The following is a 26,377-nucleotide window of genomic DNA, read 5'->3' on the forward strand; positions in this document are numbered from 1 at the left end:
GTCAGCGCAGGCGGGACTCGATGGCCTCGATGATCCGCGGGCGCAGTTCCGCGGCGCGGATGACGGCGTCGACGGATCCGACCTCGACCGCGCGCTGGATGTTGTGCACGCGGTCGAACTTCGTGGCCACCTCGCCGAGCTTCTCCACACGGACCGACGAGCGGAGCTCGTCCAGCTCCGCCGTCAACGCGGCGCGGTCGGTGCCGGAGGCGGCCGCGATGCGGGCCTCCAGGTCCCGCACGCGCGGGTCGGCCGCGGTGCGAGCGTCGACGTCGCCGGAGAACACCACCGCGGCGGCGGGGGCGCCGCCGAGCACCGAGGCGAACGACCCTTCCAACGCGAGCACGGTCATGTTCGGGTTCAGCGCCTTCGAGAACACCACAAACGCTCCGCCGTGGTACCGCGAGATCACGCAGAACACGATGGGCCCGCGGAAGTTCACGATCGCGCGGCCGATCTCGGCGCCGTACTCCAGTTGCAGCTTCCGCATCGACTCCGGGGAGCCGTCGAAGCCCGACAGGTTCGCGAGCACCACCAGCGGCCGGTTGCCGCTGGCCGCGTTGATCGCCCGCGCGGCCTTCTTCGACGACCGTGGGAACAGCGTGCCCGCAGTGTAGGCATCCGGGCCGTCGGTGGGCGGGAAGCCGCGGCGCGGCACCGACCGTGACTCGATGCCGAGCAGGCACACCGGCATGCCGCCGAGATGCACGTCCTGCACCACCGTGGTCTCCGCGTCGGCCATGCCCGCCCAGCGTTCCAGCACCGGATGGTCCTGGTCGGAGAGCGCCCGCATCACGGTCCGGATGTCGAACGGCTTCTTGCGGTCCGGGTTGGCCTCGGCGGAGAAGATCTCGCCGACGGTGGCGAAGTCGCTGTCCGCCACCGCGTGCGGGAAGTCGGAGATGTCACGGTCGACAGGGTCGATCGTCTTCGCCCGCCGCGGCGCCTTCTCGCCGGGTGCGACGTACGTGTGGTCGTAGTACGACATCAGCACGTCCCGGGCGGCGGACAGGTTCGGCGCCCAGTACTGCGCCTGCCCGTTCGGGCCCATCACCCGGTCGTAGCCGCCGATGCCGAAGTTGTCCTCGGCCGAGACGCCACCGGAGAAGTCGAGCGATTGCTTGCCGGTGAGCACCATCGCCGAGTCCGGCGTCATCACGAGGATGCCCTTGGTGTGCATGAGCATCGTCGCTTCGGCGTTCCAGTACGGCTGCGCGCCGACGTTGATGCCCGCGACCACGATGTTGATCTCGCCGCCGTCCTGCGTGAACTCGACGATCCGCTTGAGGGCCGCGGCCACCCAGTCCATGTTCTCCGTGCCCGACTCCATGGAGATCCGGGCGCCGGCGGACAGCGCGTACCACTCCAGCGGCACCTTCATCCGCTCCGCCAGGTCCAGCGCGGCGATCACGCGGCGGCACTCCGGCTCGGACAGCGCGCCGAGGGCCTTCGTCGGGTCGCCGAGCAGCACGACCCTGGTGACGCCCTCCGGGTGCCGCCGGGTCGGCGTGGTGACCACGCCCGCGACGATCGCCGCGGTGTTGCGCCCCTTCGGCCGATCGACCGGCACCAACGCGTGGTCGTCGTCGAGGTCGTGCTCGACGAAGTCGCCCAGCAGGCCGGTCAGCTCGTACGGGTACACGGTGTTGCGGCTGCTCGCCCGCAGCACCTTCAGCCGATAGTCGTCGACCGGCTCCACCGGCTCGTCCGACGGCTCGCCGACGGTCAGCTCGGCTCCGCCGGTGGCGTCGAAGGAGATGCGTACGGCGATCTTGGTCAACTCGCCGGTCTTCCGGTCGCGCTGCCGCGCGATGAACAGGATCTCCTCAAGCCCGGCGCCCGCGGTCGTCGGCCGCACGCGCCCGGCGATCATCTCCATCTCCGCGCGGGTGAGGTCGCTCGGCGGCCAGACGTAGACCACGATCCGGTTGGTGTTGAAGCGTTTCTTCGACGGCCGCAGCGACTGTGCGCGGCGGATCGAGTCGAGGCAGGCGGCGATGGTGTCCTCGACCGTCGGCAGCGCGACCAGCCTGCCGTCGTGCTCGCGCAGCTCGGTCAGGTCGCGTACCTGCGCGAACGCGACGAGGCGGTCGTCCGACGGGTTCTCCCGCGCCACGCACTGGAAGAGATACACCTCCTCGTCCGACGACGGCAGCCGGGTGAGGTCGAACTTGCCCAGCCGCTCCAGCTGCATCCGCTGCGCGATGTACGGGTGCAGGCCGCGGATCAGCCGCTCCTCGGCCATCCCGTCGGCCGACGGGCGGAACGTGAAGTGGTGGTGCATCACCGCACCGCCCCTGCCCGCGACGGTGGCGGTGAGCCTGCGGACCTGGTCCGGCAGCGGGTGCGCGCTGACGACCTCGTGCAGCGCGGCCGCCATCGCGTCGGAGTCCTCCGGCTGGTTCTCCCAACCGAGATAGATGTCGGCGTCGATGGCCTCCTCGCCGCTCGCCAGCTCCGCGAGCCCGCGCAGCGCGCCACCCAGCGCTTCGAAGCTCACCGCGGAGGAGACCACGCACGAGCCCGCGCGCTCGGCGACCACGAACGTGCAGCCCGCGACCTCGCTGGTGCGGACGCCGGTGAGACCCTTGTTGCCGTAGTACCGCCGGGTCAGCACCTCCAGCATGACCGCGTTGTCCAGGTCGTCGCGGACCAGCCGCTGGCCGAGCAGCCGCACCAGCGGCTCGGTGGTGCGTACCATCTCGGCGATGCGTTCGGCGCGGTCCGGCGCGTCCGGGTGCGCGTCCAGATGGCGCAGGTTCTTGCGGACGTCGGCATAGACGCGGGCGCGGTTGCGGCGCAGCAGCGGCTGGCCGAACCACGCGAACACCACGCCGCGTGCCAGGTCGGAGACCACGGGGAAGCGGACCTGGGTGGCCGCCAGCAGCCGCTCCAGCGCGAGACCGGCGGGCTCACGCAGCGCCTCGTCCGGCGGCGGCTCCCGCAGCCACGCGCGCAGCAACGTCGCGACGACCGTGGCGTTGGCGGACGCGCGTTGCTGGGCAAGGAAGATCCGGAACACGCCGGCTTCGAGCTCGGGAGAGCGCTCCAGTTCGGTGACGCCGTAGTGCCCAAGCGCCTTGGCGAGCTTGCCCTGGAACGCCTCCGGCAGGCCGGCCCGCTCCACGTCGAGGCTCTGCAGGTAGGTGTGGAAGTATTCGCGGGCGCTGTGCACGTGGCCGCCGCCGCCGTCCTCGCCTGCCGGCCGGTTGCGGCTCAGCTCGGCGAGGTCGGCGAACACGTCAACGAGCTCGAGCTCCTCGGCCAGCGGCCGGTGGCCGTCCTCGGTGGCCGTCCGGCGTGCGGCGAGGTATTCGTCGAGCACCCGGCGTTCGTCGTGCGGGTCGACGTCGAAGCCCAGCAGCAGGCTGCGCAGGTCCTCCTGGCCGCGCGTGGCGCGCTCCCGCGCCGGAATCTTCCCGGGTGCGGCGGGCAGGTCCAGCTTGACGGAGCCGGCGGCCGAGGCGCCCTCCGCTTCGGCGCCGCCGTCGGCGAGCGGCTCGAGCCGCAGCAGCGGTGCACCCGTCTCCACCTGGCTGCCCACGGACACGGCGCATTCCTTCAGCCGCGCCTTGAACGGCGCCCGCAGCACCGTCTCCATCTTCATGCTCTCCAGCACCAGCACCGGCGCGCCCGCCTCGACCTCGGCGCCGATCTCCAGCGGCGTGGCGACGACCAGCGCGGGCGCGGGCGAGCGGACGACGCCGCCCTCGTCGCGGCTGACCCGGTGCGTCACGCCGTCCACCTCGACCAGGTGGATCGGCCCGTGCGTGCCGGTGAGGATCCGGTACGGGGCGCCGTTGACCACGATCTGCCCGGTGTGCCGGTCGAAGCGGTCGAGCTCGACGTCGGCGGTGCGGACGGCGTCACCTGCTTCGACGCCGACGCGGAACCGATGCGCGCCGACCCGCGCGACGCGCACCCGGTAGGCGACGCCACGCAGCTTGAGGTCCAGCGGTCGGCCGCTCTCGTGCTGCACCTGCGGGCGTCCGCCGAACGCCGTCGACAGCAGTCGCTGCCGCTCGACGCGTTCCTCCTCCTCGTACGCCTCGATGGCGGCGACCGCCAGCGCGACGGCGGAGTGCCGGTGCGAGACGAGCCTGCCCTCGCCGCGCACGCGGTCTATCCAGCCGGTGTCCGCAGTGGCGTCGATCACCTCGGGCTGGTCGAGCAGGTCGAGCACGAAGCTCTTGTTCGTCGCGCCGCCCTCGATGATCACCTTGGTCTGCGCCATCGCCCGGCGCAGCCTGCCGAGCGCCTCATCGCGGTTGCGGCCGTAGGCGATGATCTTCGCGATCATCGAATCGAAGTCGGCGGGGATGGTGTCGCCTTCGCTGACGCCGGTGTCGACGCGGATGCCCGGCCCGGCGGGCAGGTCCAGCCGCGCGATGCGACCCGGGGAGGGCGCGAAGTCGCGGTCGGGGTCCTCGGCGTTCAGCCGGGCCTCGATGGCGTGGCCGCGCTCCACCGGCGGCTCGCCCTCGAGCCTGCCCCCGGACGCCACCCGCAGCTGAGCCTTGACCAAGTCGAACCCGGTGGTGATCTCAGTGATCGGGTGCTCGACCTGCAAGCGAGTGTTGACCTCGAGGAACGCGAACATCTTGTCGCCGGGGTGGTAGAGGAACTCGACGGTCGCCGCGCCGCGGTAACCGACCGCGACGGCCAGCCGTTCGGCCGACGCCTTGAGCTCGGCTGCCTGTACGGGGCTGAGCACCGGCGACGCCGACTCCTCGATGACCTTCTGGTTGCGCCGCTGCACCGAGCAGTCGCGGACGCCGAGGGCCCACGCGGTGCCCTCGCCATCGGCGATCACCTGGACCTCGACGTGCCGGGCACCGGTGACCAGCCGCTCCAGGAACACGATGCCGCTACCGAACGCCCGCGCGGCCTCCTGGCTGGTGCGCTCGTAGGCGTCGGCGAGCTCGACCTCGTTCGTGATCACCCGGATGCCGCGCCCGCCGCCGCCCGCGGTCGCCTTCAGCATCAGCGGGTAGCCGATCTCGGCCGCCGCCGCCAGGGCTGCGTCCAGGGTCTCCACCGCACCACGGCTCCACGGCGCGACCGGCACGCCGACCTCCTCGGCGATCAGCTTCGCGCCGATCTTGTCGCCGAGCTTGCGCATGGCATCCGCACTCGGTCCGACGAAGGTGACTCCAACCTTCTCGCACAACTCCGCGAAGGCCGGGTCCTCTGCGACGAAGCCCCAGCCGACCCACGCCGCGTCGGCCCCGGTTTCCACCAGCGCGCGCTCCAGCACCTTCAGGTCGAGGTACGGGCGCGCGGATGCGGGGCCGAGATCGTAGGACAGGTCGGCTTCACGGACGAAGGTGGCCGTGCGGTCGACGTCGGTGTACAGGGCGACGGTCTCGATCCGTGTCCCGATCTCCGCGGCGATATCCCGTACGGCGTGGATGAGCCGCATAGCAGCCTCACCACGGTTGACGATGGCGACACGACGGAACACTCGACCAAGCCTTCCTGCAGACGAACGATGCGCACGCCGGGCCACAGAGACTCCCGGCACTGTCCACCTTTCCGTCTACCGGCCGGAAGCGCCATGTAGGAGACATCGCATGCTCTGCGGCTCCAGTTGTAGTAACCGATCAAAAGCCGTCGGCCGTCGGCACGTGACCGGGCGTGTCCGAACAGAGCAGCGGTGCACTTCGGGGGCCGATCACGCCTCCCCGGACGTCAGCCTCGGCTGGCAGACGACATCGGTGCCACCGAAGCCGCAGTAGCCGTTCGGGTTCTTCCACAGATATTGCTGGTGGTAGCGCTTCGCCTCACGCAACAGTTCCGGACACTCGCGCCCGTCACCCCGTGAGCATTCTCAAACAGGAACCACCTGTACGGTTTTCCCGCACAGTTTCCCCATGTCGTCCTCATCAGATGTCACAACGATGACCGGGCGCACCGAGCGCAGTGCGGTAGCCGCGACCACAGCGTCAATGGCGTACTTGTGACCGTGCAGACGTGTATCTCGAAGAAGCTCGATCGCCCGTGACGAGATGTCCTCACTCACAGGCTCGATCTTCAGCCGGGACAGGTACCACCTGAGACGATCGCTTTTGACGCGAACGTCTTGCGCCTCGATCGGTGTCATTGCGCTGACCACAACCCGAAAGTCGTTGTCTTGCGCCTCCCGTACGAACGCGGTCACCCGCCGGTCGGCCTCGCACCACTTCACGAGCCCCTCGCAGTCGAGAACCACAGTGCCCGCGCTCAGCCTGCTTCGTGAGCGCGCCATCCATCCTTCTCCTGGAGTTCAGGCGCGGACTTGACGTGGCGAAAGAGTTCCGCCGCCTCGTCACGCAAAGACTGTGGGATCGGCCCAGAGGCGGCCTCGTTAGCCTGAAGGGCCTCCTCCAAGAGGTCCCGCTCGATCTGGCGCTCCACAGCGGCATCAACATAGGCGGAGAACCCGCGGGCTCCAACCCGCTCTCGGATGGCGCGGATGTTGCCCGCTCTCAGCGACACGCTCACCTTGGCGGCCGGCCCGTCTCCTGGGCCGAACTCCCGTTCCGGCATGCTCATGAAACCAGTTTACTACTCGAGGTAGCTAAAAGGGCCGATCCTTACTCTATGCAAGAGAAGCTGCTCTAGGAGCGTCGCCTGGACGCGCCACCCGCCGGATGACCCATTCGGCCACCAGCAGATTGATCACCCACGCGGCACCGTTGAGCAACGCCCTGGGCAGATCACCCGGAACCCCGACGATCAGAATCCAGGGCAGCTGGGTCAACGCCTGCGTGCCGGCCCCCATGCCAATGGCGTAACCACGGATCATCCAGGCCCGGTGCCGGGCGACGTCCCGCCGCCGGATCGCGGCGAAGCCGAGCACGATCGAAACGACCATCGCCGTACCGAACACGAGCCGGAAGCCGAGAAGGAGACCGCCGTCCTCGGGACGGCCTTGGAAAAGCGCCATCCACATACCTGTGAGCCCCGCGATAACCCCGCAGCCGGCGAGCAGCCGCCCAGCCCTCCGATGCCAGCCGTTCGTGCGGCGTCGCAGTCGAGGAACGAACTGAAAGGCCCCCAGGATGCTGTACGCACTGACACAGAGAATGTGCAACACCAGGGGCAGAGGCGCCGCGAGGGCCGGGGTCGCCGGCATGGTCACGGGACCGCCGGCCAGTTCGGTCATGCGCAGGGCACCGGAGATCACGGGAATGAGACTGAGGGTGATCAACCCGGCAGGAACCGGCCATCCACCTCGCGCGCGGCCGCGCGGCGAACGCGCGGATCGTACCGCCATGCTCTCGTTGGTCATGTCCTGATGGTGATGGCCGGCGCCCTGGTAATTCTTCAGCCGAAGAGCCCGACGCGAGTCGTCCGATCGACCACCGATCAGTCGTACTTTCGGCTGAGATCGCTCCGCTCGGCGGTCTCAGACCCCGACCACCCTCACAGTCCTCCCGCACGGCGTTTTCCACGTCCGGTGGCCGCCCAGAACACAGGACGCCGTAGCAGTTCACCTCGCGCACCAATAGGCAAGACGTGACATGAGTGACTATGGCCCAACTTGGCGGCAGCCTTGGGTAAAGACGTCGCACTCAAGCTGCGTGCCAGTGGCCACCTCACCGACGAGTGTGCGATTATCGCACCATGAGCACGCTCGATTGGACCGACATCGGCGCGCGAGTCCGCGAATCCCGGCTGGCCATGCGGCTCTCTCAGGAGCAGTTGGCCGAGCTGACCGGTCTCGACAGAACCATGGTCAGTAAGATCGAGGCGGGCACAAGGCGTCTCGACGCTCTGGAACTCGTACGACTGGCCCGAGCGCTCGATCTTCCGATGGGTCATTTCCTCAACGCGCCTCCAGCCGTTATGTCCCACCGCCCGCCTCTGGCCGAGGACACGGCGTCGCCTGCCGCACAGGCTTCCTATCGCATGGATGTGGCTCTCGCGGCCTGGATTCGGGAGATCCGACTCCTGGTTTCTCTCGGGGCGCTAAAACTCATCCCCATCAAGCGATATAACGGCAAGGTCGATCGGCCAGCGGCGGCTGCAGATGCGGCCCGGTGGCTGAGAGCTGAACTGGATTTGGGGCTGGCCCCCATCGAATCGCTCGCCGGCCTGTGTGAACGGTGTGGCCAGTTCGTCCTGGTGACCGATCTTTCTGGAGAAGGTGCTTCGGCGATAGACGGTGACGTGGCTGCCGCCGTCGTCTCCATCAGCGGCGATCCCGGACGGCGGCGAACCACTGCCGCCCATGAACTCGGGCACCTGATTCTGGGCGATGAATACTCCACCGACCTGGGAGTAGGCACCTCCCGCGAAGCTCGTGAAGCCGTGATAGACACCTTCGCCGCTGAGCTTCTCTTGCCGGTTGAGGCGATCCGGCGTGCTGCGACATCGACTGCCCTCACCAGAGCGGAGTTGGTTCGTCTCGCGGCGGAGTACCGGACTTCCTGGAGTCTCGCGCTGCGGCAGGCAAGAGTCGCCAATGCAATCAGCCAGAACGAAGAGAAGGACCTGCGGACCTGTCCACCGACCTTCGCGGAGTTCAGGGATTCCCTGGGCTGGACACCTCAGCCGGATTTGGACGAGATCCGCGTATCTCCAATCTTCGCTCACGCGGTGATGACGGCGTACAAGAACGGTCGGATCACCAGTCACCGAGCTCTGGAGCTCATGCACGGACAGCTCAAGAGCGAGACGGATCTGCCTCCGATAGCTGAGACGGATGAGCGCCCGTGACCGAATCGAAGCCTCTTGGCCCTTTGCCTCCGCTCGTGACCGACACCATGGTGCTCCTTCACTTCGCCAAGGCCGACCGGCTCGATGTTCTAGGAGCAAGTGTCACGGAGATGTCCACGACTCTTGTCGTTGTCGACGAGCTAGGCAAATACTCCGATGAGTGTCCCTTGCTGCAGCGCCTCACGGAACTTGAGTGGTTGCAAATCCAACCTCAGGATTCGGTCGAAGAGCTCATCGCCTTCGACACATGGAGCCAGCTACTCGGCACCAGCGACGATTACGACAAGGGAGAAGCCAGTATCTTCGCCGCGGCTCAGGTACATGGCTTGGTCGCGCTCACGGATGACCGAGACGCGACGAAGGTCGGCCGGGCGAACGGACCCGAGATCCACGGCACCATATGGCTGCTGACCCGGCTGCAGGGGCTCGGCAAGATGACTCTGGTCGAGATTTGCAACCACGTGGACGCTCTACGAGCCTCCGGGATGCGTCTTCCCTGCACAGGACCTGAGCTTCCGGGCTGGGCCAGAGACCGCGGGCTTCTCTAGGTCTCCCTGCGACGACCGTTCGTGCCTGGCCGGATGTCAGGCAGACCTCTCAGACCACGCCGGGCCACACTGCAGTGACCACCGTGGAGGGGCAGTCAGTCCACCAAGTGACGAAGTTGCTCGCGCATCACGCTCATGCCACCAAGTTCACAAGAGATACGCGTCCCAAGCCCGGGCGCCCTTGTCGCAGCCGGAAGGGCGTCCCGCCAAGCTCAGGCCTCGCCGGACGTCAACCCGACCGGACAGGCCACCCCGGTGCCGCCGATTCCGCAGTACCCGTTCGGGACTTTAAACAAATACTGCTGGTGATAGTCCTCGGCGTAGTAGAACGGGCCCGCCGCGGCGACCTCCGTGGTGATCTCGCCGTAGCCGGCCGCCTTCAGCACCCCCTGGTACGCCTCCCGAGACGCCTCCGCCGCCTTCTGCTGCTCCGGCGAGTGGTAGTAGATGGCCGAACGGTACTGCGTCCCCACGTCGTTGCCCTGGCGCATGCCCTGCGTCGGGTCGTGGGCCTCCCAGAAGACCTTCAGGAGCTCCTCGTACGACACCTGAGCGGGGTCGAACGCCACCCGGACGACCTCGGCGTGGCCCGTGAGGCCGCTGCAGACCTCCTCGTACGTCGGGTTGGGCGTGTATCCGCCCTGGTAGCCCACCGCCGTCGTGACGACCCCGGGCGTCTGCCAGAACTTGCGCTCGGCGCCCCAGAAGCAGCCGAGGCCGAAGTCCGCGACCTCCAGGCCCGGGGGCGGGGTGAGCGGGGCGTCGAGGACCGCGTGGCGGGAGGGGATCGGCATCGGGTCCTGGCGGCCCGGGAGGGCGTCCTCGGGTCGGACCATCGATGTCTTGTTTCCGCCGAAAAGCCAGCCCATGGCACTACCTCCACTAGGTCTCGTCCCAGAGTACATAGCCCTCAACGCTTTAGTGTGGCTACACAATTCCGTATAGCGGACGAAATTTGTGTTTAAAGGTGGTAATGGCCGAAGATGGGCTTCATGCCTGACCTTCGGCGCGGTGTCTTGTTCGGGATCGCCGCCTACACCTTGTGGGGCCTGTTCCCCCTCTACTGGCCGCTCCTCAAGCCCTCCGGCGCCGTCGAGATCCTGGCCCACCGCATGGTGTGGTCGCTCGTCGTGGTCGCCGCCGTGCTGGCCGTCCGCCGGCACTGGTCCTGGTTCCGCTCTCTCGTCAGACAGCCCGCGAAGCTGGGACTCCTCGTGCTGGCCGCCGCGCTCGTCACCGTGAACTGGGGCGTCTACATCTACGCGGTCAACAGCGGGCACGTCGTCGAGAGTGCTCTTGGCTACTTCATCAACCCGCTCGTCAACGTGCTTTTCGGCGTGGTGCTGCTGCGGGAGCGGCTGCGGCCGCTGCAGTGGGCGGCCGTCGGGTTCGGGGCGCTCGCGGTGGTGGTGCTGACGGTCGACTACGGGCGGCTGCCGTGGATCGCGCTCACGCTGGCCGTGAGCTTCGGCGTGTACGGGCTGGTCAAGAAGCGGGCCAACGTGGCGGCCACCGAGGGCCTCGCCATCGAGACCCTGGTTCTGTTCCTTCCCGCGCTCGGCTACATCCTCTTCCTGCAGACGGGCGGGCAGGGAACGTTCGCCGGGCAGGGGCTCGGGCACGCTCTGCTGCTGATCGGAGGTGGGGTGGCCACCGCCGTGCCGCTGATCTGGTTCGGGGCGGCGGCCATCCGGGTGCCGCTCAGCACCATGGGGCTCCTGCAGTACATCGCACCGGTCCTGCAGTTCGCCTGCGGCGTGCTGATCGCCAAGGAGACGATGCCGTCCAGCCGGTGGATCGGGTTCTCGATCGTCTGGCTGGCCTTGGCGATCTTCACGTACGACAGCATCAGGACGGCCCGGGCCGCCCGGCGCGTCCGGCTGTCAGCCAGAACGCTCGACCACGTAGTCACATAGCGCCAAAAATGCGGACCTGGCGGGGATGTCCGGGAGGCCGGAGATGTCGGTACGAGCCCGGTCCACCCACGATTCCAGCTCCGCCCGCGCCTGCCCCATCGCGGGGTGGGCGCGGAGCAAGGTCAACGCCTCGTCCACATCCTCTTCCGCCACCGGCCCCGACAGCAGCTCGCCCAGCCGGGAAGACTCGTCCGACGCCAGCGCGTACAGGACCGGCAGGGTCTTGACGCCCTCCCGCAGGTCCGTCCCCGGCGTCTTGCCCGACTGCGCGCCGGTGGACGCCACGTCCAGCAGGTCGTCGCCGAGCTGCCAGGCCACACCGATGGCCTCACATGCCCGGCTGAGCCGCTCCTCGACGTCGGCGGGGGCGCCGGACAGCAGCGCGCCGAAGCGGCCGGAGGCGGCGATCAGGGAGCCGGTCTTGTCGGTCAGCACGCCCAGGTGGTGGGCGATCGGGTCTTCGCCGTCACGCGGGCCCACGGTCTCGCGGATCTGTCCCTGTACGAGGCGGGAGAACGTCTGCGCCTGAATGCGGATCAACTCGGGGCCGAGGTCCGCGAGGAGGTCGGACGCCTGGGCGAACAGGAAGTCGCCGGTGAGGATCGCCACGGTGTTGTCCCACCGGGCGTTGGCGGACGGAGAGCCCCGGCGTACCGGGGCCTCGTCCATGACGTCGTCGTGGTAGAGCGAGCCCAGATGGGTCAGCTCGATCACCACCGCGCCGGGCACGACACCCGGCGCGGACGGGTCGCCGAACTGTGCGGCGAGCAGCAGCATCAGCGTGCGGAACCGCTTGCCGCCGGCCTCGATGAGGTGCTTGGACGCCTCCGTGACGAAGGCGTCCTCGCTCTCCACCGACGAGCGCAGGAGTTTCTCGACCGCGGCCATTCCGGTGGCCAGGTCCTGCGCCAACCGCTCGTCCTCGATGGGAAGGTCAACCACGGGAGGCGCAGACATACACAAAACCCCTTATCTGATGAACAGGCTGCGAGCAGCGTCGTTGGCAACACCGAGCACGGACTCCGGGTAGAGCCCCACCCCTACGGTAACCAGCAGGGAGACGGCGATGACGGCCACGGTCCCCATACTGGGCACCGCGATCGCCGGTCCATCGGCCGCGGGCTCGCTGAAGAACATCAACACGATGACGCGGACGTAGAAGAACGCGGCGATGGCCGAGGCCACCACGCCCACCACGACCAGGCCGGCCATCCAGCCGCCCATCGAGTCGCCGGGCTGCGTCCCGCTGTTCAGGGCGGCCGCGAAGACGGCGTACTTGCCGAAGAAGCCGCTCGTCATCGGGATGCCCGCGAAGGCCAGCAGGAAGAAGGCGAACACCCCGGCCAGCAACGGCGCGCGCTTGCCGAGCCCGGCCCAGCGTGACAGGTGCCCGGCCTCACCGCCCGGGTCGCGTACGAGCGTGACCACCGCGAACGCGCCCACCGTGGTGACGCCGTAGACGGCGAGGTAGAACAGGATCGCCTTCAGGGACACGACGTTCTGGTCCGCGGAGCCGTACGTGGCCATCACGCCGACGAGCAGGAAGCCCGCGTGCGCGATGGACGAGTACGCCAGCATCCGCTTGATCTCGGTCTGCGTGATCGCCAGGATCGAGCCGACGATCATGGTGAGCGCGGCGACGCCCCAGATGATCGGCCGCCAGTTCCAGTCGAGGTTGCCCAGACCCACCCAGAACACCCGCAGCACGGCGCCCACGGCCGCGACCAGCGTGCCGGAGGCCATCAGAGCGGTGATCGGGGTGGGAGCGCCCTGGTAGACGTCCGGCTTCCACGCCTGGAACGGCGCTGCACCGATCTTGAACAGCAGGCCCACGCCGAGCAGCGCCAGCCCGAGCATCAGGATCGGGTCGAGCGAGGCGTTCTTGGCCATGGCCGCGTTGATGCCCGGCAGCGAGACGGTGCCCGCGAAGCCGTACACCATCGCGGTGCCGTACAGGAAGAAGGCCGAGGAGAACGCGCCCAGCAGGAAGTACTTCATGGACGCCTCCTGCGACAGCAGGCGGCGCCGGCGGGCCAGGCCGCACAGCAGGTAGAGCGGCAGCGACATGACCTCGAGGCCGACGAACATCGTCAGCAGGTCATGGGAGGCCGGGAAGAGCAGCATGCCGCCCACGGCGAACAGCACCAGCGGGTACACCTCGGTGTGCCCGCCGCCCTCGGCCTCGGCCTCCTCCTCGTCGGCGCTGCCGGGCACGGCCGCGGCCGAGGCGACGAAGTGGCCCTCGTCGTTGATCAGCAGCACGCACACGAACGACAGGACGAGGATGACGCCCCAGATGAACAGCGCGGGCCCGTCCACCGCGACCGCGCCCATGGCGACCGGCGCGGTCGGCACGTTGCCGCGCAGGACCTGCACGAGCACCAGCGCGAACGCGCCGAACAGGCTCAGCAGGGTGAGCGGGACGTGGATCGACTTACGCAGGTATCGCGGCGCGAACGCCTCGACCAGCACGCCGATGATGGCCGCGCCGAAGACCACCAGCAGCGGCGCCAGCGTGCCGTACTCGATCGTCGGCGCTGGGATGGAGTTCACTGACCTGTCCCCTTCTCAGCGATGGTGGAGGTCGGCACGTGCACGTTGGTCAGCGTCTGCTGCACCGACGGGTTGATCACGTCGAGCAGCGGCTTGGGGAAGAAGCCGAACCCGATGATCAGTGCGACCAGCGGAGCCAGGACCCAGACCTCGCGGGCGTTCAGGTCCTTGAACGCCTTGACCGGCTCGGCCGTGGGCCCGTTCAAGGTGCGCTGGACCATCCACAGGATGTAGACGGCGGCGAGGATCACGGCCACCGCGGAGACCACCGCGGCCACCGTCAGAGCACCCGAGCCGTGGGCCTGGCTGGAGTACGTGCCGATCATGACCATGAACTCGCTGACGAACGACGAGAGTCCGGGCAGCGAGAGACCGGCCAGACCGGCGACCAGGAAGAAGCCGGCGAGCAGCGGCGCGACCTTCTGGACGCCTCCGTAGTCGCCGATGAACGGCGAACCGCGCCTGGCGATCAGGAAGCCCGCGGCCAGGAACAGCGCGCCGGTGGCGAAGCCGTGGTTGACCATGTAGAGGGCGGCGCCGGACTGGGCCACGGACGACATGGCGAACACGCCGAGCACGATGAAGCCGAAGTGCGAGATCGACGTGTACGCGATAAGCCGCTTCATGTCGGTCTGCCCGATGGCCACGATGGCGCCGTAGATGATGCTGATGACCGCCAGCACGACGATCGGCATCGTGAACGCCTTGGACGCGTCGGGGAACAGCTCCAGGCAGAAGCGGAGCATCCCGAACGTGCCGACCTTGTCCAGCACGCCCACCAGCAGCACGGCGGCACCGGCGGGAGCCTGCGCGGCCGCGTCGGGCAGCCAGGTGTGCACCGGCCAGAGCGGGGCCTTGATCGCGAAGGCGATGAAGAAGCCGCCGAACAGCCACTTCTGCATGCCCGGGTCCTTGATGGCCCCGATCAGCTCGGGGAACATGAACGTGGACTTGCCGGCCACGAAGTACAGACCGATGACCGCGACCAGCATGAGCAGGCCGCCGAAGAGCGAGTACAGCAGGAACTTGACGGCCGCGTAGGACCGCTGGGCGCCGCCGTACGACCCGATCATGAAGTACATCGGGATCAGCATGGCTTCGAAGAAGACGTAGAAGAGGAAGATGTCGGTCGCCGCGAAGACGCCGATCATCATCGTCTCGAGCACGAGCAGCAGCGAGAAGTACGTCTTCACCGACCGCTTGGGCGTGATGAGCGTGCCGTCGGCGGTCTTGACGCCGTCGGCGTCGTGCCAGGAGGCCAGCACCACGAGCGGCACCAGCACCACCGACAGGGCGATCAGCACGAGCGCTACGCCGTCGACGCCGACCCCGAACTTCACACCGAAGCTCGGGATCCAGTTGTACTCGGCCGCGAACTGGAACCGAGGGCCCGACGGCTTGTACCCGGCGGCCATGACGCCCGTGAGGACCAGCGTCAGCAGCGAGACCAGCAGCGTTACCTGCTTGGCCAGCTTGTCACTGCCCTTGGGAAGCAGGGCCACCACGATGGCGCCCACCACGGGCACCGCCATGAGTATCGGAAGCCAGGGTGACATCAGATGTTCCCAACGAGGAGCAGGGCGCCGGTTAGCAGGGCGGCACCGATGAAGATGGACAGCGCGTACGTTCTGGCGAAGCCCGTCTGGAGTCTCCGCAGGCGCCCGGAGCTGCCGCCGATGCCCGCGGCCAGGCCGTTGACGAGACCGTCGATGCCGCGGTTGTCGAAGAACACCGCGATCCGGGTCAGCCACTGGCCGGGACGCATGAAGAGCGACTCGTTGAGCGCGTCACCGTACAGGTCGCGCCGGGCGAACGTGGTGAGGAACGAGCCGCGCGGCTGCAGGACCGGCACCTCGGCCCGGCCGTACTTCATCCAGGCGAAGGCCGCGCCGACCGCGACGAGCGCCAGCGTGGCCAGGCCCGGCGTGCTGGCGAAGTGGAACACCGGCTTCTCCTCCGGCGCCCCGACGGCCGGGGCGAGGAAGTCCATGAGCCGGTTGCTCAGGATGAGGTAGCCACCCAGGAAGATCGAGCCGATCGACAGGATGATCAGCGGCCAGGTCATGACGGCCGGAGACTCGTGCGGGTGGGCGTCCTCGGCCCAGCGCTTCTCGCCGAAGAAGGTCATGAAGACCATCCGCGACATGTAGAAGCCGGTGATGCCCGCGCCCAGCACGGCCAGCCAGCCCAGGACCTGGTTGTGCTCGACGGCGGTCTCGATGATGCCGTCCTTGGTGAAGTAACCGGACAGCAGCGGGAAGCCGATGATCGCCAGGTAGCCGATGAAGAACGTGACGAAGGTGACCGGCATGACCTTGCGCAGCCCGCCGTACTTCCGCATGTTCACTTCATCGTTCATGCCGTGCATGACCGAGCCGGCGCCGAGGAACATGTCGGCCTTGAAGAAGCCGTGCGTGATCAGGTGGCCGATCGCGAACGCGTACCCGGCGGGGCCGAGGCCGGCGCCGAGCATCATGTAGCCGATCTGCGACATCGTCGAACCGGCCAGGCCCTTCTTGATGTCGTCCTTCGCGCAACCGATGATCGCACCGGCGAGCAGCGTGGCCGCGCCGACGATGGAGACCGCGAGCGCGGCGCCCGAGCCGGGGTGGAAGAAGAACGCCCCGGAGCGGACCACCAGGTAGACGCCGGCGGTCACCATGGTCGCGGCGTGGATCAGGGCCGACACGGGGGTCGGGCCCTCCATGGCGTCGAGGAGCCAGGACTGCAGCGGGAGCTGCGCGGACTTGCCGCACGCGCCGAGGAGCAGCAGCAGGCCGACGGCCAGCGTGGTGCCGTTCTCGACGCCGGTCGTCTTGGCCGCGAGGTCCTTGAAGGCGAGCGTGCCGAACGTCGTCCAGATGACGAACATGCCGACCAGCAGGCCGAAGTCGCCGACGCGGTTGACGATGAACGCCTTCTTCGCCGCGACCGCCGCCGACGGCTTGAACTGCCAGAACCCGATCAGCAGGTACGAGGCCAGACCGACGCCCTCCCAGCCGATGAACAGGCCGACGTAGTTGTCGGCCAGCACCAGCAGGAGCATCGCGGCCACGAACAGGTTCAGGTAGGAGAAGAACCTGCGCCGGTGCTCGTCATGGGCCATGTAGCCGATCGAGTAGATGTGGATCAGCGAGCCCACACCTGTGATCAACAGCGCGAAGCTGATCGACAGCGGGTCGATCAGCAGCCCCATCTTCACCAGACCGGGGATGAAGTCATAAAGCTCGACGGCCCGCCGGCGCTCCTCTTCCCCGAACCCGATGAGTTGGAAGAACGCCAGCACCGCCACGACGAACGAGGCGAGGGACATGGCCACGCCCAGCAGATGGCCCCAGCGGTTCGTGAACCGGCCGAACACCAGCAGGATGAACGCTCCCACCAAGGGGAAAGCGATCATCAGCCAGGCGTTGCCGATCACCCCGCCGGTGTGCTGGACGATCTCAGCAACATGAGATTCCACCAGTCACCTCTTAGTACTTCAGCAGGTTGGCGTCGTCGACCGACGCGGACCTGCGGGTTCGGAAGATCGTCACGATGATGGCCAGGCCGACCACGACCTCGGCCGCGGCCACCACCATCACGAAGAACGCGATGATCTGGCCTTCCAGGTTGCCGACCTGCCTGGAGAAGGTGACGAACGCGAGGTTGCAGGCGTTGAGCATGAGCTCCACGCACATGAACACCACGATCGCGTTACGCCTGATCAGCACGCCCAGGGCGCCGATGCCGAAGAGCAGGCCGGACAGTACGAGGTAGTGCGTCGTCACTTGGTCACCTCATTGTTCTGCTCGACGCCGTGCGGCTCGATGCTTCCGCGCTCCTCGGCGTCCTCCTCGGCCGTGTGCTGGATGGCCTCGGCGAGCCTCGGGTCCTCGGGCAGGTGGCCGTGCTCGACGTCGTAGCGCGCGATGTAGCGGTTGACCGAGGACTCGGCGGCCGTCCCGTCGGGCAGCAGCGCCGGCATGTCGATGGCGTTGCTCCTGGCGTAGGTGCCGGGGCCCGGCAGCGGCGACGGGCGGTCGCCGAGGAACCGGGCGCGGGCCAGGTCCTTCTGCGTGGGCTTGTCGGTGAGCTTCTCGCGGTGCGCCAGCACCATCGCGCCCAGCGCCGCCGTGATCAGCAGCGCCGAGGTGATCTCGAACGCGAACACGTACTTGGTGAACAGCAGCAGCGCGATCGAGCGGATGTAGCCGCCCTGCGCCGTGGCCTGCGCCAGCCCGGCCTGGTCGGCGAACACCGCGTTGCCGATGGCCAGGACGATCAGGACCACGAAGCCGAGGGACGCGATGGCCGCCCAGAAGCGCTGGCCCTTCAGTGTCTCGACGAGGGAGTCGGAGGAGTCGACGCCCACCAGCATGAGCACGAACAGGAACAGCATCATGATCGCGCCGGTGTAGACGATGATCTGCACCGCGGCCAGGAAGGGCGCGTCCTGCACGGCGTACAGGACCGCGAGGCAGAGCATCACCGTGCCGAGCATCAGCGCGGAGTACACGGCCTTCCTGTTGAAGACCATGCCGAGTGCCGCACCGACGGAGACGACGGCGAGGACCCAGAACGTGACGGTCTCACCCATTGGTCCGCCCCAGCCGGTAGTAGTCCTCTTCGGTCTCACCGAGCCGCATGGGGTGCGGCGGCTGCTCCATGCCCGGGGTCAGGGGCGCGAGGAGCATCTCCTTGGTGTAGATGAGGCTCTCACGCGTGGTGTCGGCGAGCTCGTACTCGTTCGTCATGGTGAGCGCGCGGGTCGGGCAGGCCTCGATGCACAGGCCGCACAGGATGCACCGCAGATAGTTGATCTGGTACGTGCGCCCGTAACGCTCGCCCGGCGAGAAGCGCTCCTCCTCGGTGTTGTCCGCGCCCTCGACGTAGATCGCGTCGGCCGGACACGCCCAGGCGCACAGCTCGCACCCGACGCACTTCTCCAGCCCGTCAGGCCAGCGGTTGAGCTGGTGACGACCGTGGAAGCGAGGGGCCGTCGGCCTCTTCACCTCCGGGTAGTTCACCGTGACGGGCTTCTTGAACATGGTGTGGAAGGTGACCCCGAAGCCTTTGACGGGGTTCAGCCAATCAGTTAGTCCCACTGGGAATCTCCTTGTGCTGCACCCCGTGGTAGTGCGGCAGATCGAGCGGCGGCACCGGGAAGCCGCCGGCCGTAGGCTCTTCGGACAGTTCCTGGAACTCGGCCTCGACCTGGGCCTTTCTGGCTTCCTTGCGCCGCTGGTTGACGGTGTCGAACCGCATCCAGATGGCCAGCGCCCCGATCACCACGACCGCGCCGAGCCCGATGCCGAGCGTCTTGTTGCCGTCGTTGACCACCACGTTGCGCACGGCGGCCACCAGCATGATCCACGCCAGGTTGACCGGGATCAGCACCTTCCAGCCCAGCGACATGAGCTGGTCGTAACGCACACGCGGCAGCGAGGCGCGCACCCAGATGATGAAGCTGAAGGTCAGCACGAACTTGATCAGGAACCACAGCACCGGCCAGTAGCCCTGGTTGGCCCCGTCCCACAGCGAGATCGGGAACGGCGCCCGCCAGCCGCCCAGGAACAGCGTCACGGCGATGCCGGAGGCGGTGAAGGTGTGCAGGTACTCGCCCATCATGATCAGAGCGAACTTCAGCGACGAGGAGTACTCGGTCTGGAAACCACCGACCAGCTCGCCCTCGCCCTCCGGCAGGTCGAACGGGATACGCGCGGCCTCACCGAACATGCAGATCACGTAGATCAGGAAGGACGGGATGAGCAGCACCACGAACCAGGTCTGCTCCTGCGCCTTGACGATCTCCGAGGTGGACAGCGTCCCGGCGAACAGGAAGATGGCCACGAAGGACAGGCCCATGGCGATCTCGTACGAGACCACCTGCGCCGCCGACCGCAGACCGCCCAGCAGCGCGTACGGCGAGCGCGACGACCATCCGGCCAGCACCACGCCGTAGACCGACACGGCACCCATGGCCAGCATGAACAGCACCGCCACCGGCAGGTCCACCAGCTGCAGCGGCGTGCGCACGCCGAACAGGTTGACCATCGGCGCGAACGGCACGATCGAGAAGGCCAGGAACGCCGGCACCACCATGATGACCGGAGCCAGCAGGTAGAGGACCTTGTCCACGGTCCGCGGGAAGAGGTCCTCCTTCAGGCCCATCTTCAGGCCGTCGGCGACCGACTGCAGCAGACCGAACTTGCCGGCCCGGTTGGGGCCGTAGCGGTTCTGCATCCTGGAGATGAGCTTGCGCTCGAACCAGACGCCGAACAGAATGCCCAGCATCAGGAAGGCGAAGATCATCACGGCCTTGATGATCGTGATCCACAGCGGGTCCTTGCCGAAGTCGGCAAGGGTGGGATCGGCCGCGAGAACGTGGGTCATGAGGCGCTCCCGATGGTGACGATGTCGCCGGCCACCGCGCGCAGGTCGCGCGTGACCGAGCAGCCGCCGGAGTTCGTCGGCACCCAGACCACGCGGTCCGGCAGGTCCGCGACGCGCACGGGCAGCGTCACGGTGTCAGCTCCTGAGCCGCCGACGACGAGCTTGTCGCCGTCGGCGACGCCGAGCTCGGCTGCCGTGCTCTCGGAGACCAGTGCTTCGGCGGCGCGGGCGGTGCCCGCGAGGTACGGCTCGCCGTCCTGCAGCCTGCCCTCGTCGAGCAGCAGGTGCCAGGTCGCCAGCAGCGCCTGACCGGCCGCCGGGGCGGCCTGGGCGCGGGTGGCGGTGTACGGCGCGGCGACGCGGGTGCCGCGCCACGCCCCCAGGCTGGACAGCTCGCGCCGGGCGGCCTTGGCGTCCGGCAGGCCCAGGTGGACGTCCATCCGGTCGGCCAGGTTGCCGATCACGGCAAGGTCGGAGAGCAACCCCGGCACCTTGAGCGGCGCCTCGAACGAGCGGCCCCGGCCCTCCCAGTTGACGAACGTGCCGCTCTTCTCCTGGACGGCGGCGACGGGCAGCACCACGTCGGCGCGGTCGGTGACGGCGCTGGCGCGGATCTCCAGGCTGACGATGAACGGCGTGTGCTCGAGCGCGTCGAGCGCCGCGGCCGGGTCGGCCAGGTCGTAGGGGTCGACGCCGCCCACGACCAGGGCGTCCAGCTCGCCGGCGCGGGCGGCCGCCAGGATGGCGGAGGTGTCGCGGCCCGGCGTGGCGGGCAGCGAGGTCACGTCCCACGCCCTGGCGACCTCGGCCCTGGCGGTCTCGTCGTCGACCGGGCGGCCGATCGGCAGCAGGTTGGGCAGCGCGCCGGCCTCGATGGCGCCGCGCTCGCCGGCCCGGCGCGGGATCCAGGCGATCCGGGCGTCGGAGGCGTTGGCGAGCCGTACGAGGGCGGACAGGGCGCCAGGCACGGTGGCGAGGCGCTCGCCCGCGAGCACGATCGTGCCCTCGGCCAGCTTGCCGACCAGCTCACCGATGGCGTCGGCCTCGCCGCCCGGCGCGGTGCGGATGAGCGTGCCGCCCATCTTCTCCAGCCCGAGCGAGGCGAACGGGGCGATCGAGGTGACCTTGAGCCCCTTCTTCATCCACGCCTTGCGCAGGCGCAGGAAGACGATCGGCGACTCGTCCTCGGGCTCGAACCCGACGAGCAGCACGTGGGGCGCGTTCTCGAGCTCGGTGTAGCTGATCTCGATGCCCTTGCCGGCCACCGCATGGGCCAGGAACTGCGTCTCCTCGACGGAGTGCGGCCTGGCGCGGAAGTCGACGTCGTTGCTGTGCAGGGCGATCCGGGCGAACTTGGCGTACGCGTACGCGTCCTCGACCGTGACCCGGCCGCCGACCAGCACGCCGGCCTTGCCGCGCGCCTTGGCCAGCCCCTCGGCGGCCACCGCGAGCGCCTCCGGCCACGAGGCCGGCACCAGCACGCCCTCCTCGTTGCGGATCAGCGGTGTCTTGAGCCGGTCGGGCTGCTGGGCGTAGGTGAAGGCCCAGCGGCCCTTGTCGCAGTTCCACTCCTCGTTGACCTGCGGGTCGTTGCCCGCCAGACGGCGGGTGACGCGGCCGCGCCGGTGGTCGGTGCGCTGGGCGCAGCCGGAGGCGCAGTGCTCGCACGCGCTCGGCGTGGAGACCAGGTCGAACGGGCGGGCCCGGAACCGGTAGGCGGCGCCGGTCAGCGCGCCGACCGGGCAGATCTGCACCGTGTTGCCGGAGAAGTAGGAGTTGAACGGCTTGCCGTCGGCGGTCCGCACCTGCTCCTTGGCCCCGCGCTCGAAGAACTCGATGAGCGGGTCACCGGCGATCTGGTCGGAGAAGCGGATGCACCGGGCGCACTGGACGCAGCGCTCGCGGTCGAGCAGCACCTGCGTGGACAGCGGCAGCGGCTTGGGGAAGGTCCGCTTCTGCTCCTGGAACCTGGACTCGCCGCGGCCGTTGGACATGGCCTGGTTCTGCAGGGGGCACTCGCCGCCCTTGTCGCAGACCGGGCAGTCGAGCGGGTGGTTCAGCAGCAGGAACTCCATCGCCGCCCGCTGCGCCTTCTCGGCGACCGGCGAGGTGAGCTGCGTCTGCACGACCATGCCCTCGGCCACCTCGATCGCGCACGACGGCTGCGGCTTGGGGAAGCCGCGGCCGTTGCCCGCGTCGGGGATGTCGACGAGGCACTGACGGCAGTTGGCCGCCGGGTCGAGCAGCGGGTGGTCGCAGAACCTGGGGATCTGGATGCCCAGCAGCTCGGCTGCCCTGATGATCAACGTGCCCTTGGGGACACTGACCTGGAACCCGTCGATGGTCAGGGTCACCAGGTTCGTCTCGGTCTCTACGACTGTCACTGCTCACCCCAGAGAGTGGACTTCTTCGGGTCGAACGGACAGCCGCCGATCTCGAAGTGCTTGAGGTACTCGTCGCGGAAGTACTTCACGGAGGAGTGGATCGGGCTGGTCGCACCGTCGCCCAGGGCGCAGAACGAGCGGCCCAGGATGTTGTCCGCGATGTCGGTGATCGTGGCCAGGTCGTCCTCGCTGCCCTGGCCCTTCTCCAGGCGCTTGAGCACCTGCTTGAGCCAGTACGTGCCCTCGCGGCAGGGCGTGCACTTGCCGCAGGACTCGTGGGCGTAGAACTCGGTCCAGCGCAGCACCGTGCGGACCACACAGGTGGTCTCGTCGAAGATCTGCAGGGCGCGGGTGCCGAGCATGGAGCCCTTGGCGCCGACCGCCTCGAAGTCGAGCGGCACATCGAGGTGCTCGTCGGTGAAGATCGGCGTGGACGATCCGCCCGGCGTCCAGAACTTGATCTGGTGGCCGGCCCTGATGCCGCCCGCCATGTCGAGGAGCTCGCGCAGCGTGATGCCGAGCGGCGCCTCGTACTGGCCGGGCCTCGTGACGTGGCCGCTCAGCGAGAAGATGCCGAAGCCCTTGGACTTCTCCGTGCCCATCCCGGCGAACCAGTCGGCGCCGTTGTCGATGATGGAGGGAACACTGGCGATCGACTCGACGTTGTTCACCACAGTAGGCGAGGCGTACAGGCCCGCCACGGCGGGGAACGGGGGCTTGAGTCGCGGTTGACCTCTGAAGCCTTCCAGCGAGTCGAGCAGCGCCGTCTCCTCGCCGCAGATGTAAGCGCCCGCGCCGCTGTGCACGACCAGCTCGAGGTCGAAGCCAGAGCCGAAGATGTCGGTGCCCAGGTAGCCCTTCTCGTACGCCTCCCGCACGGCCGCGTGCAGCCGCCGGATGACGTGGAGCACCTCGCCGCGCACGTAGATGAAGGCGTGGTTGGCCCGGATCGCGTAGGACGTGATGATGATGCCCTCGACCAGCGCGTGCGGGTTGGCCATCATCAGCGGGATGTCCTTGCAGGTGCCCGGCTCCGACTCGTCGGCGTTGACGACGAGATAGTGCGGCTTGCCGTCACCCTGCGGGATGAAGCCCCACTTCATGCCGGTCGGGAAGCCCGCACCGCCGCGGCCGCGCAGGCCGGAGTCCTTGACGGCCTGGATGACGGCGTCGGGGTCCATGCCCAGCGCCTTCTTCGCCGCCTCGTACTCGCCGTAGACGTCGAGGGTGAAGGAGTTGGGCTGGTCCCAGTTCGCTGTCAGGACCGGAGTCAAAGTCGTGCTCATGCCTCGGGGGCCTTCCATCCATTGGCCTTGGCGACCTTCAGGCCCTCGAGTGAGGCGCCGGCGGCCGACGGGCCGTCGCCCGCCAGGTCGTCGGGCAGGCCGGAGAGCACGCGCGAGGCCTCCTTGAAGGTGCACAGCCTCTTCGGCCCGCGGGTCGGCCGCACCTCCTTGCCGTCACGCAGGTCGTCGACGAGCTGCTTGGCCGACTCGGGGGTCTGGTTGTCGAAGAACTCCCAGTTGACCATCATGACCGGGGCGAAGTCGCAGGCCGCGTTGCACTCGAGGCGCTCCAGCGAGATCTTGCCGTCCGAGGTCGCCTCGTCGTGGCCGACGCCGACGTGCTCCGACAGCTCCTCCCAGATCTGGTCGCCGCCCATGACCGCGCACAGCGCGTTGATGCACACGCCGACGTGATAGTCGCCGGCGGGCTTGCGCTTGTACATGGTGTAGAAGGTCGCGACGCCCGTGACCTCGGCCTTGCTGATGCCGAGCATCTCCGCGCAGAACTCCTGCCCGTCGTCGGAGACGTAGCCGTCCTCCGACTGCACGAGGTGGAGCAGCGGCAGCAGGGCGGAGCGCGTCTTCGGGTAACGCCCGATGATCTCCTTGGCGTCCCTCTCAAGACGCTCACGGATCTCCGGTGAGTAGGTCACCGGTCCACACCTCCCATGACGGGGTCGATAGAAGCCACCGCGGCGATCACGTCGGCGACCTGGCCGCCCTCCGCCATCGCAGGGAAGCCCTGCAGGTTGCAGAAGGACGGCTCGCGGAAGTGCACGCGGTAGGGGCGGGTGCCGCCGTCGCTGACCACGTGGGCGCCGAGCTCGCCCTTGGGCGACTCGATGCTGGCGTACGCCTGCCCGGCCGGGACCCGGAAGCCCTCGGTCACCAGCTTGAAGTGGTGGATGAGCGCCTCCATCGAGGTGCCCATGATGTGGGCGATGTGGTCGGGCGAGTTGCCGAACCCGTCGGGGCCGAGCGCGAGCTGCGCGGGCCAGCCGATCTTCTTGTCCTCGATCATCACCGGGTCACCCTTGAGCGGACCGGCGATGCGGTCAAGGGCCTGCTCGACGATCTTGAGAGACTCTTCCATCTCCTTCATGCGCACGAGGTAGCGCGAGTAGACGTCACAGCCGCGCTCGGTGGCGACGTCGAACTCGTACGTCTCGTAGCCGCAGTACGGCTGCGACTTGCGCAGGTCCCACGGCAGACCGGCGGCGCGCAGGATCGGCCCGGTGATGCCCAGGGCCATGCAGCCGGTCAGGTCGAGGTAGGCCACGTCCTTGGTGCGGCGCACGTAGACCGGGTTCTCGTCGAGAAGCTTCCGGATGTCCTTGATCCGCTTGGGCATCTCCTTGAGGAACTCACCGACCTTGTCGACCGCGCCCGCGGGCAGGTCGACGCTCACGCCGCCCGGCCGGATGTAGGCGTGGTTCATGCGCAGACCTGTGATGTACTCGAACAGGTCCATGATCATTTCGCGGTCGCGGTAGCCGAACAGGAACGGCGTGGTCGCGCCCAGCTCCATGCCGAACGTGCCCATCGCGACCAGGTGCGAGGAGATGCGGTTGAGCTCCATCATCATCACGCGGATGGCCTGCGCCCGGTCCGGGATGCGGTCCTCGATGCCGAGCAGCTTCTCCACACCCAGGCAGTACGCCGTCTCGTTGAAGATCGGCGAGAGGTAGTCCATGCGCGTCACGAACGTGGTCCCCTGGGTCCACGTCCGGTACTCCATGTTCTTCTCGATGCCGGTGTGGAGGTAGCCGATGACGCCGCGCGCCTCGGTCACCGTCTCACCGTCGAGCGTCAGGACCAGGCGGAGCACGCCGTGCGTGGACGGGTGCTGCGGGCCCATGTTGACGACCAGGCGCTCCTCTTCGGTGTCGCGCGCCCCGGTGACGACCTGATCCCAGTCGCCGCCGTTGACCGAGTAGACCTTGCCCTCGGTCGCCTCGTCGTAAGCCGTGCTCACGAGTAAGACCTCCTCTGGTCCGGCGAGGGGATGGTGGCGCCCCGGTACTCGACCGGGATGCCGCCGAGCGGGTAGTCCTTCCGCTGGGGGTGTCCCTCCCAGTCGTCCGGCATCATGATCCGCGTGAGCGCGGGGTGACCGTCGTAGACGATCCCGAAGAAGTCGTACGTCTCGCGCTCATGCCAGTCGTGACCAGGGTAAACGCTGACAGTCGATGGAATGTGCGGGTCGGAGTCGGGTGCGCTCGCCTCGACGCGCACGCGCCGGTTGTAGGTGATCGAGCACAGGTGGATGACCGAGTGCAGCTCCTCGCCCGCCAGGTGCGGGTAGTGCACCCCGGACACGCCGAGCGAGAGCTCGAAACGGAGCGCGGGGTCGTCGCGCAGCTTCTGGCAGACCTCGACCAGCCGCTCGCGCTTGACGTGCAGGGTCAGCTCGCCGCGGTCGACCACCACGCGCTCGATGGCGTCGTCGAGCCCGAGGGCGTCGACGAGCTCGTCGAAGTAGCCGCCGTACGGGCGGGGCGTGGACAGCTGCGGCGCCCGGCGTACGACGAGACCGCCGTAGCCGGAGGTGTCGCCGGTGTCCTGGGCGCCGAACATGCCGCGCCGGGCGATCGGCGACTCAGGCACCGCGG

Annotated in this window: 21 protein-coding genes; 3 read left to right on the forward strand and 18 right to left on the reverse strand. The window is 68.3% G+C overall.

Translation table 11 applies throughout. The features are described 5' to 3' along the window. Position 1: 1 nt before the first annotated feature. The 4 genes from AB0J64_RS11115 to AB0J64_RS11130 form a co-directional block, all read right to left on the reverse strand. Complete coding sequence (locus tag AB0J64_RS11115) at positions 2–5,464, reverse strand: carboxyl transferase domain-containing protein (RefSeq protein ID WP_364024096.1); 5,463 nt, start codon at positions 5,462–5,464, stop codon at positions 2–4. Positions 5,465–5,830: 366 nt separating this feature from the next. Continuing rightward, positions 5,831–6,247 (reverse strand): PIN domain-containing protein, encoded by a 417-nt coding sequence (locus AB0J64_RS11120; RefSeq protein ID WP_364024099.1) that lies wholly within the window; start codon positions 6,245–6,247, stop codon positions 5,831–5,833. Beyond that, positions 6,223–6,534: a hypothetical protein gene (locus tag AB0J64_RS11125; RefSeq protein ID WP_364024102.1), complete on the reverse strand. Its 312-nt coding sequence runs from the start codon at positions 6,532–6,534 to the stop codon at positions 6,223–6,225. Before AB0J64_RS11125 ends, AB0J64_RS11120 begins: the two co-directional genes overlap by 25 nt. A 46-nt stretch (positions 6,535–6,580) precedes the next feature. Further along, positions 6,581–7,273: a DUF2306 domain-containing protein gene (locus AB0J64_RS11130; RefSeq protein WP_364024105.1), complete on the reverse strand. Its 693-nt coding sequence runs from the start codon at positions 7,271–7,273 to the stop codon at positions 6,581–6,583. A gap of 335 nt (positions 7,274–7,608) precedes the next feature. Here AB0J64_RS11130 and AB0J64_RS11135 point away from each other — a divergent pair, with 335 nt between their 5' ends. Beyond that, positions 7,609–8,703, forward strand: coding sequence for an ImmA/IrrE family metallo-endopeptidase (locus AB0J64_RS11135; RefSeq protein ID WP_364024108.1), 1,095 nt, complete (start codon positions 7,609–7,611; stop codon positions 8,701–8,703). A 35-nt stretch (positions 8,704–8,738) separates the two neighbouring features. Next, positions 8,739–9,251, forward strand: a complete 513-nt coding sequence (locus AB0J64_RS11140; RefSeq protein ID WP_364024111.1) for a hypothetical protein — start codon at positions 8,739–8,741, stop codon at positions 9,249–9,251. A 212-nt stretch (positions 9,252–9,463) separates the two neighbouring features. On the opposite strand, the gene msrA is transcribed toward AB0J64_RS11140, so the two are convergent. After that, on the reverse strand, positions 9,464–10,120 hold the full coding sequence (msrA, locus tag AB0J64_RS11145) for a peptide-methionine (S)-S-oxide reductase MsrA (protein ID WP_364024114.1): 657 nt from the start codon (positions 10,118–10,120) through the stop codon (positions 9,464–9,466). 123 nt (positions 10,121–10,243) lie between these two features. Here msrA and rarD point away from each other — a divergent pair, with 123 nt between their 5' ends. After that, positions 10,244–11,167 carry an EamA family transporter RarD gene (gene rarD / locus AB0J64_RS11150; RefSeq protein ID WP_364024117.1) on the forward strand — a complete coding sequence of 308 codons (924 nt, stop codon included), beginning with the start codon at positions 10,244–10,246 and terminating at the stop codon, positions 11,165–11,167. On the opposite strand, the gene AB0J64_RS11155 is transcribed toward rarD, so the two are convergent. The 13 genes from AB0J64_RS11155 to AB0J64_RS11215 all read right to left on the reverse strand — a co-directional run bounded on the left by AB0J64_RS11155 (position 11,135) and on the right by AB0J64_RS11215 (position 26,342). After that, complete coding sequence (locus AB0J64_RS11155; protein WP_364024120.1) at positions 11,135–12,124, reverse strand: polyprenyl synthetase family protein; 990 nt, start codon at positions 12,122–12,124, stop codon at positions 11,135–11,137. The two genes, rarD and AB0J64_RS11155, sit on opposite strands and share 33 nt — an antisense overlap. Positions 12,125–12,136: 12 nt before the next feature. Then, complete coding sequence (nuoN, locus tag AB0J64_RS11160; protein WP_364024123.1) at positions 12,137–13,720, reverse strand: NADH-quinone oxidoreductase subunit NuoN; 1,584 nt, start codon at positions 13,718–13,720, stop codon at positions 12,137–12,139. After that, positions 13,717–15,276, reverse strand: coding sequence for an NADH-quinone oxidoreductase subunit M (locus AB0J64_RS11165; protein WP_364024126.1), 1,560 nt, complete (start codon positions 15,274–15,276; stop codon positions 13,717–13,719). The genes nuoN and AB0J64_RS11165 overlap by 4 nt, the downstream gene beginning before the upstream one ends. Next, entirely contained in the window at positions 15,276–17,120 is a 1,845-nt protein-coding gene (gene nuoL / locus AB0J64_RS11170) for an NADH-quinone oxidoreductase subunit L (RefSeq protein WP_364024342.1), read from the reverse strand. The genes AB0J64_RS11165 and nuoL overlap by 1 nt, the downstream gene beginning before the upstream one ends. Positions 17,121–17,193: 73 nt before the next feature. Further along, complete coding sequence (gene nuoK / locus AB0J64_RS11175; protein WP_344998565.1) at positions 17,194–17,490, reverse strand: NADH-quinone oxidoreductase subunit NuoK; 297 nt, start codon at positions 17,488–17,490, stop codon at positions 17,194–17,196. Continuing rightward, the gene (locus AB0J64_RS11180) at positions 17,487–18,299 is read right to left on the reverse strand and encodes an NADH-quinone oxidoreductase subunit J (protein WP_364024129.1); all 813 of its coding nucleotides are present in this window, start codon (positions 18,297–18,299) and stop codon (positions 17,487–17,489) included. Before AB0J64_RS11180 ends, nuoK begins: the two co-directional genes overlap by 4 nt. Continuing rightward, positions 18,292–18,807, reverse strand: a complete 516-nt coding sequence (gene nuoI, locus AB0J64_RS11185; protein ID WP_344998569.1) for an NADH-quinone oxidoreductase subunit NuoI — start codon at positions 18,805–18,807, stop codon at positions 18,292–18,294. The genes AB0J64_RS11180 and nuoI overlap by 8 nt, the downstream gene beginning before the upstream one ends. Continuing rightward, the gene (nuoH, locus tag AB0J64_RS11190) at positions 18,794–20,095 is read right to left on the reverse strand and encodes an NADH-quinone oxidoreductase subunit NuoH (protein WP_364024132.1); all 1,302 of its coding nucleotides are present in this window, start codon (positions 20,093–20,095) and stop codon (positions 18,794–18,796) included. Before nuoH ends, nuoI begins: the two co-directional genes overlap by 14 nt. Beyond that, positions 20,092–22,479 (reverse strand): NADH-quinone oxidoreductase subunit G, encoded by a 2,388-nt coding sequence (locus AB0J64_RS11195; protein WP_364024135.1) that lies wholly within the window; start codon positions 22,477–22,479, stop codon positions 20,092–20,094. Before AB0J64_RS11195 ends, nuoH begins: the two co-directional genes overlap by 4 nt. Then, positions 22,476–23,765 (reverse strand): NADH-quinone oxidoreductase subunit NuoF, encoded by a 1,290-nt coding sequence (gene nuoF, locus AB0J64_RS11200; protein WP_344998575.1) that lies wholly within the window; start codon positions 23,763–23,765, stop codon positions 22,476–22,478. The genes AB0J64_RS11195 and nuoF overlap by 4 nt, the downstream gene beginning before the upstream one ends. Continuing rightward, positions 23,762–24,418: an NADH-quinone oxidoreductase subunit NuoE gene (gene nuoE, locus AB0J64_RS11205; protein ID WP_344998577.1), complete on the reverse strand. Its 657-nt coding sequence runs from the start codon at positions 24,416–24,418 to the stop codon at positions 23,762–23,764. The genes nuoF and nuoE overlap by 4 nt, the downstream gene beginning before the upstream one ends. Then, the gene (locus tag AB0J64_RS11210) at positions 24,415–25,740 is read right to left on the reverse strand and encodes an NADH-quinone oxidoreductase subunit D (protein ID WP_364024139.1); all 1,326 of its coding nucleotides are present in this window, start codon (positions 25,738–25,740) and stop codon (positions 24,415–24,417) included. The genes nuoE and AB0J64_RS11210 overlap by 4 nt, the downstream gene beginning before the upstream one ends. Beyond that, entirely contained in the window at positions 25,737–26,342 is a 606-nt protein-coding gene (locus AB0J64_RS11215) for an NADH-quinone oxidoreductase subunit C (protein ID WP_364024345.1), read from the reverse strand. The genes AB0J64_RS11210 and AB0J64_RS11215 overlap by 4 nt, the downstream gene beginning before the upstream one ends. Between the last annotated feature and the right edge of the window lie 35 nt (positions 26,343–26,377).

The sequence above is a fragment of the Nonomuraea sp. NPDC049695 genome (assembly GCF_040674955.1).
Lineage (GTDB): Bacteria > Actinomycetota > Actinomycetes > Streptosporangiales > Streptosporangiaceae > Nonomuraea > Nonomuraea helvata.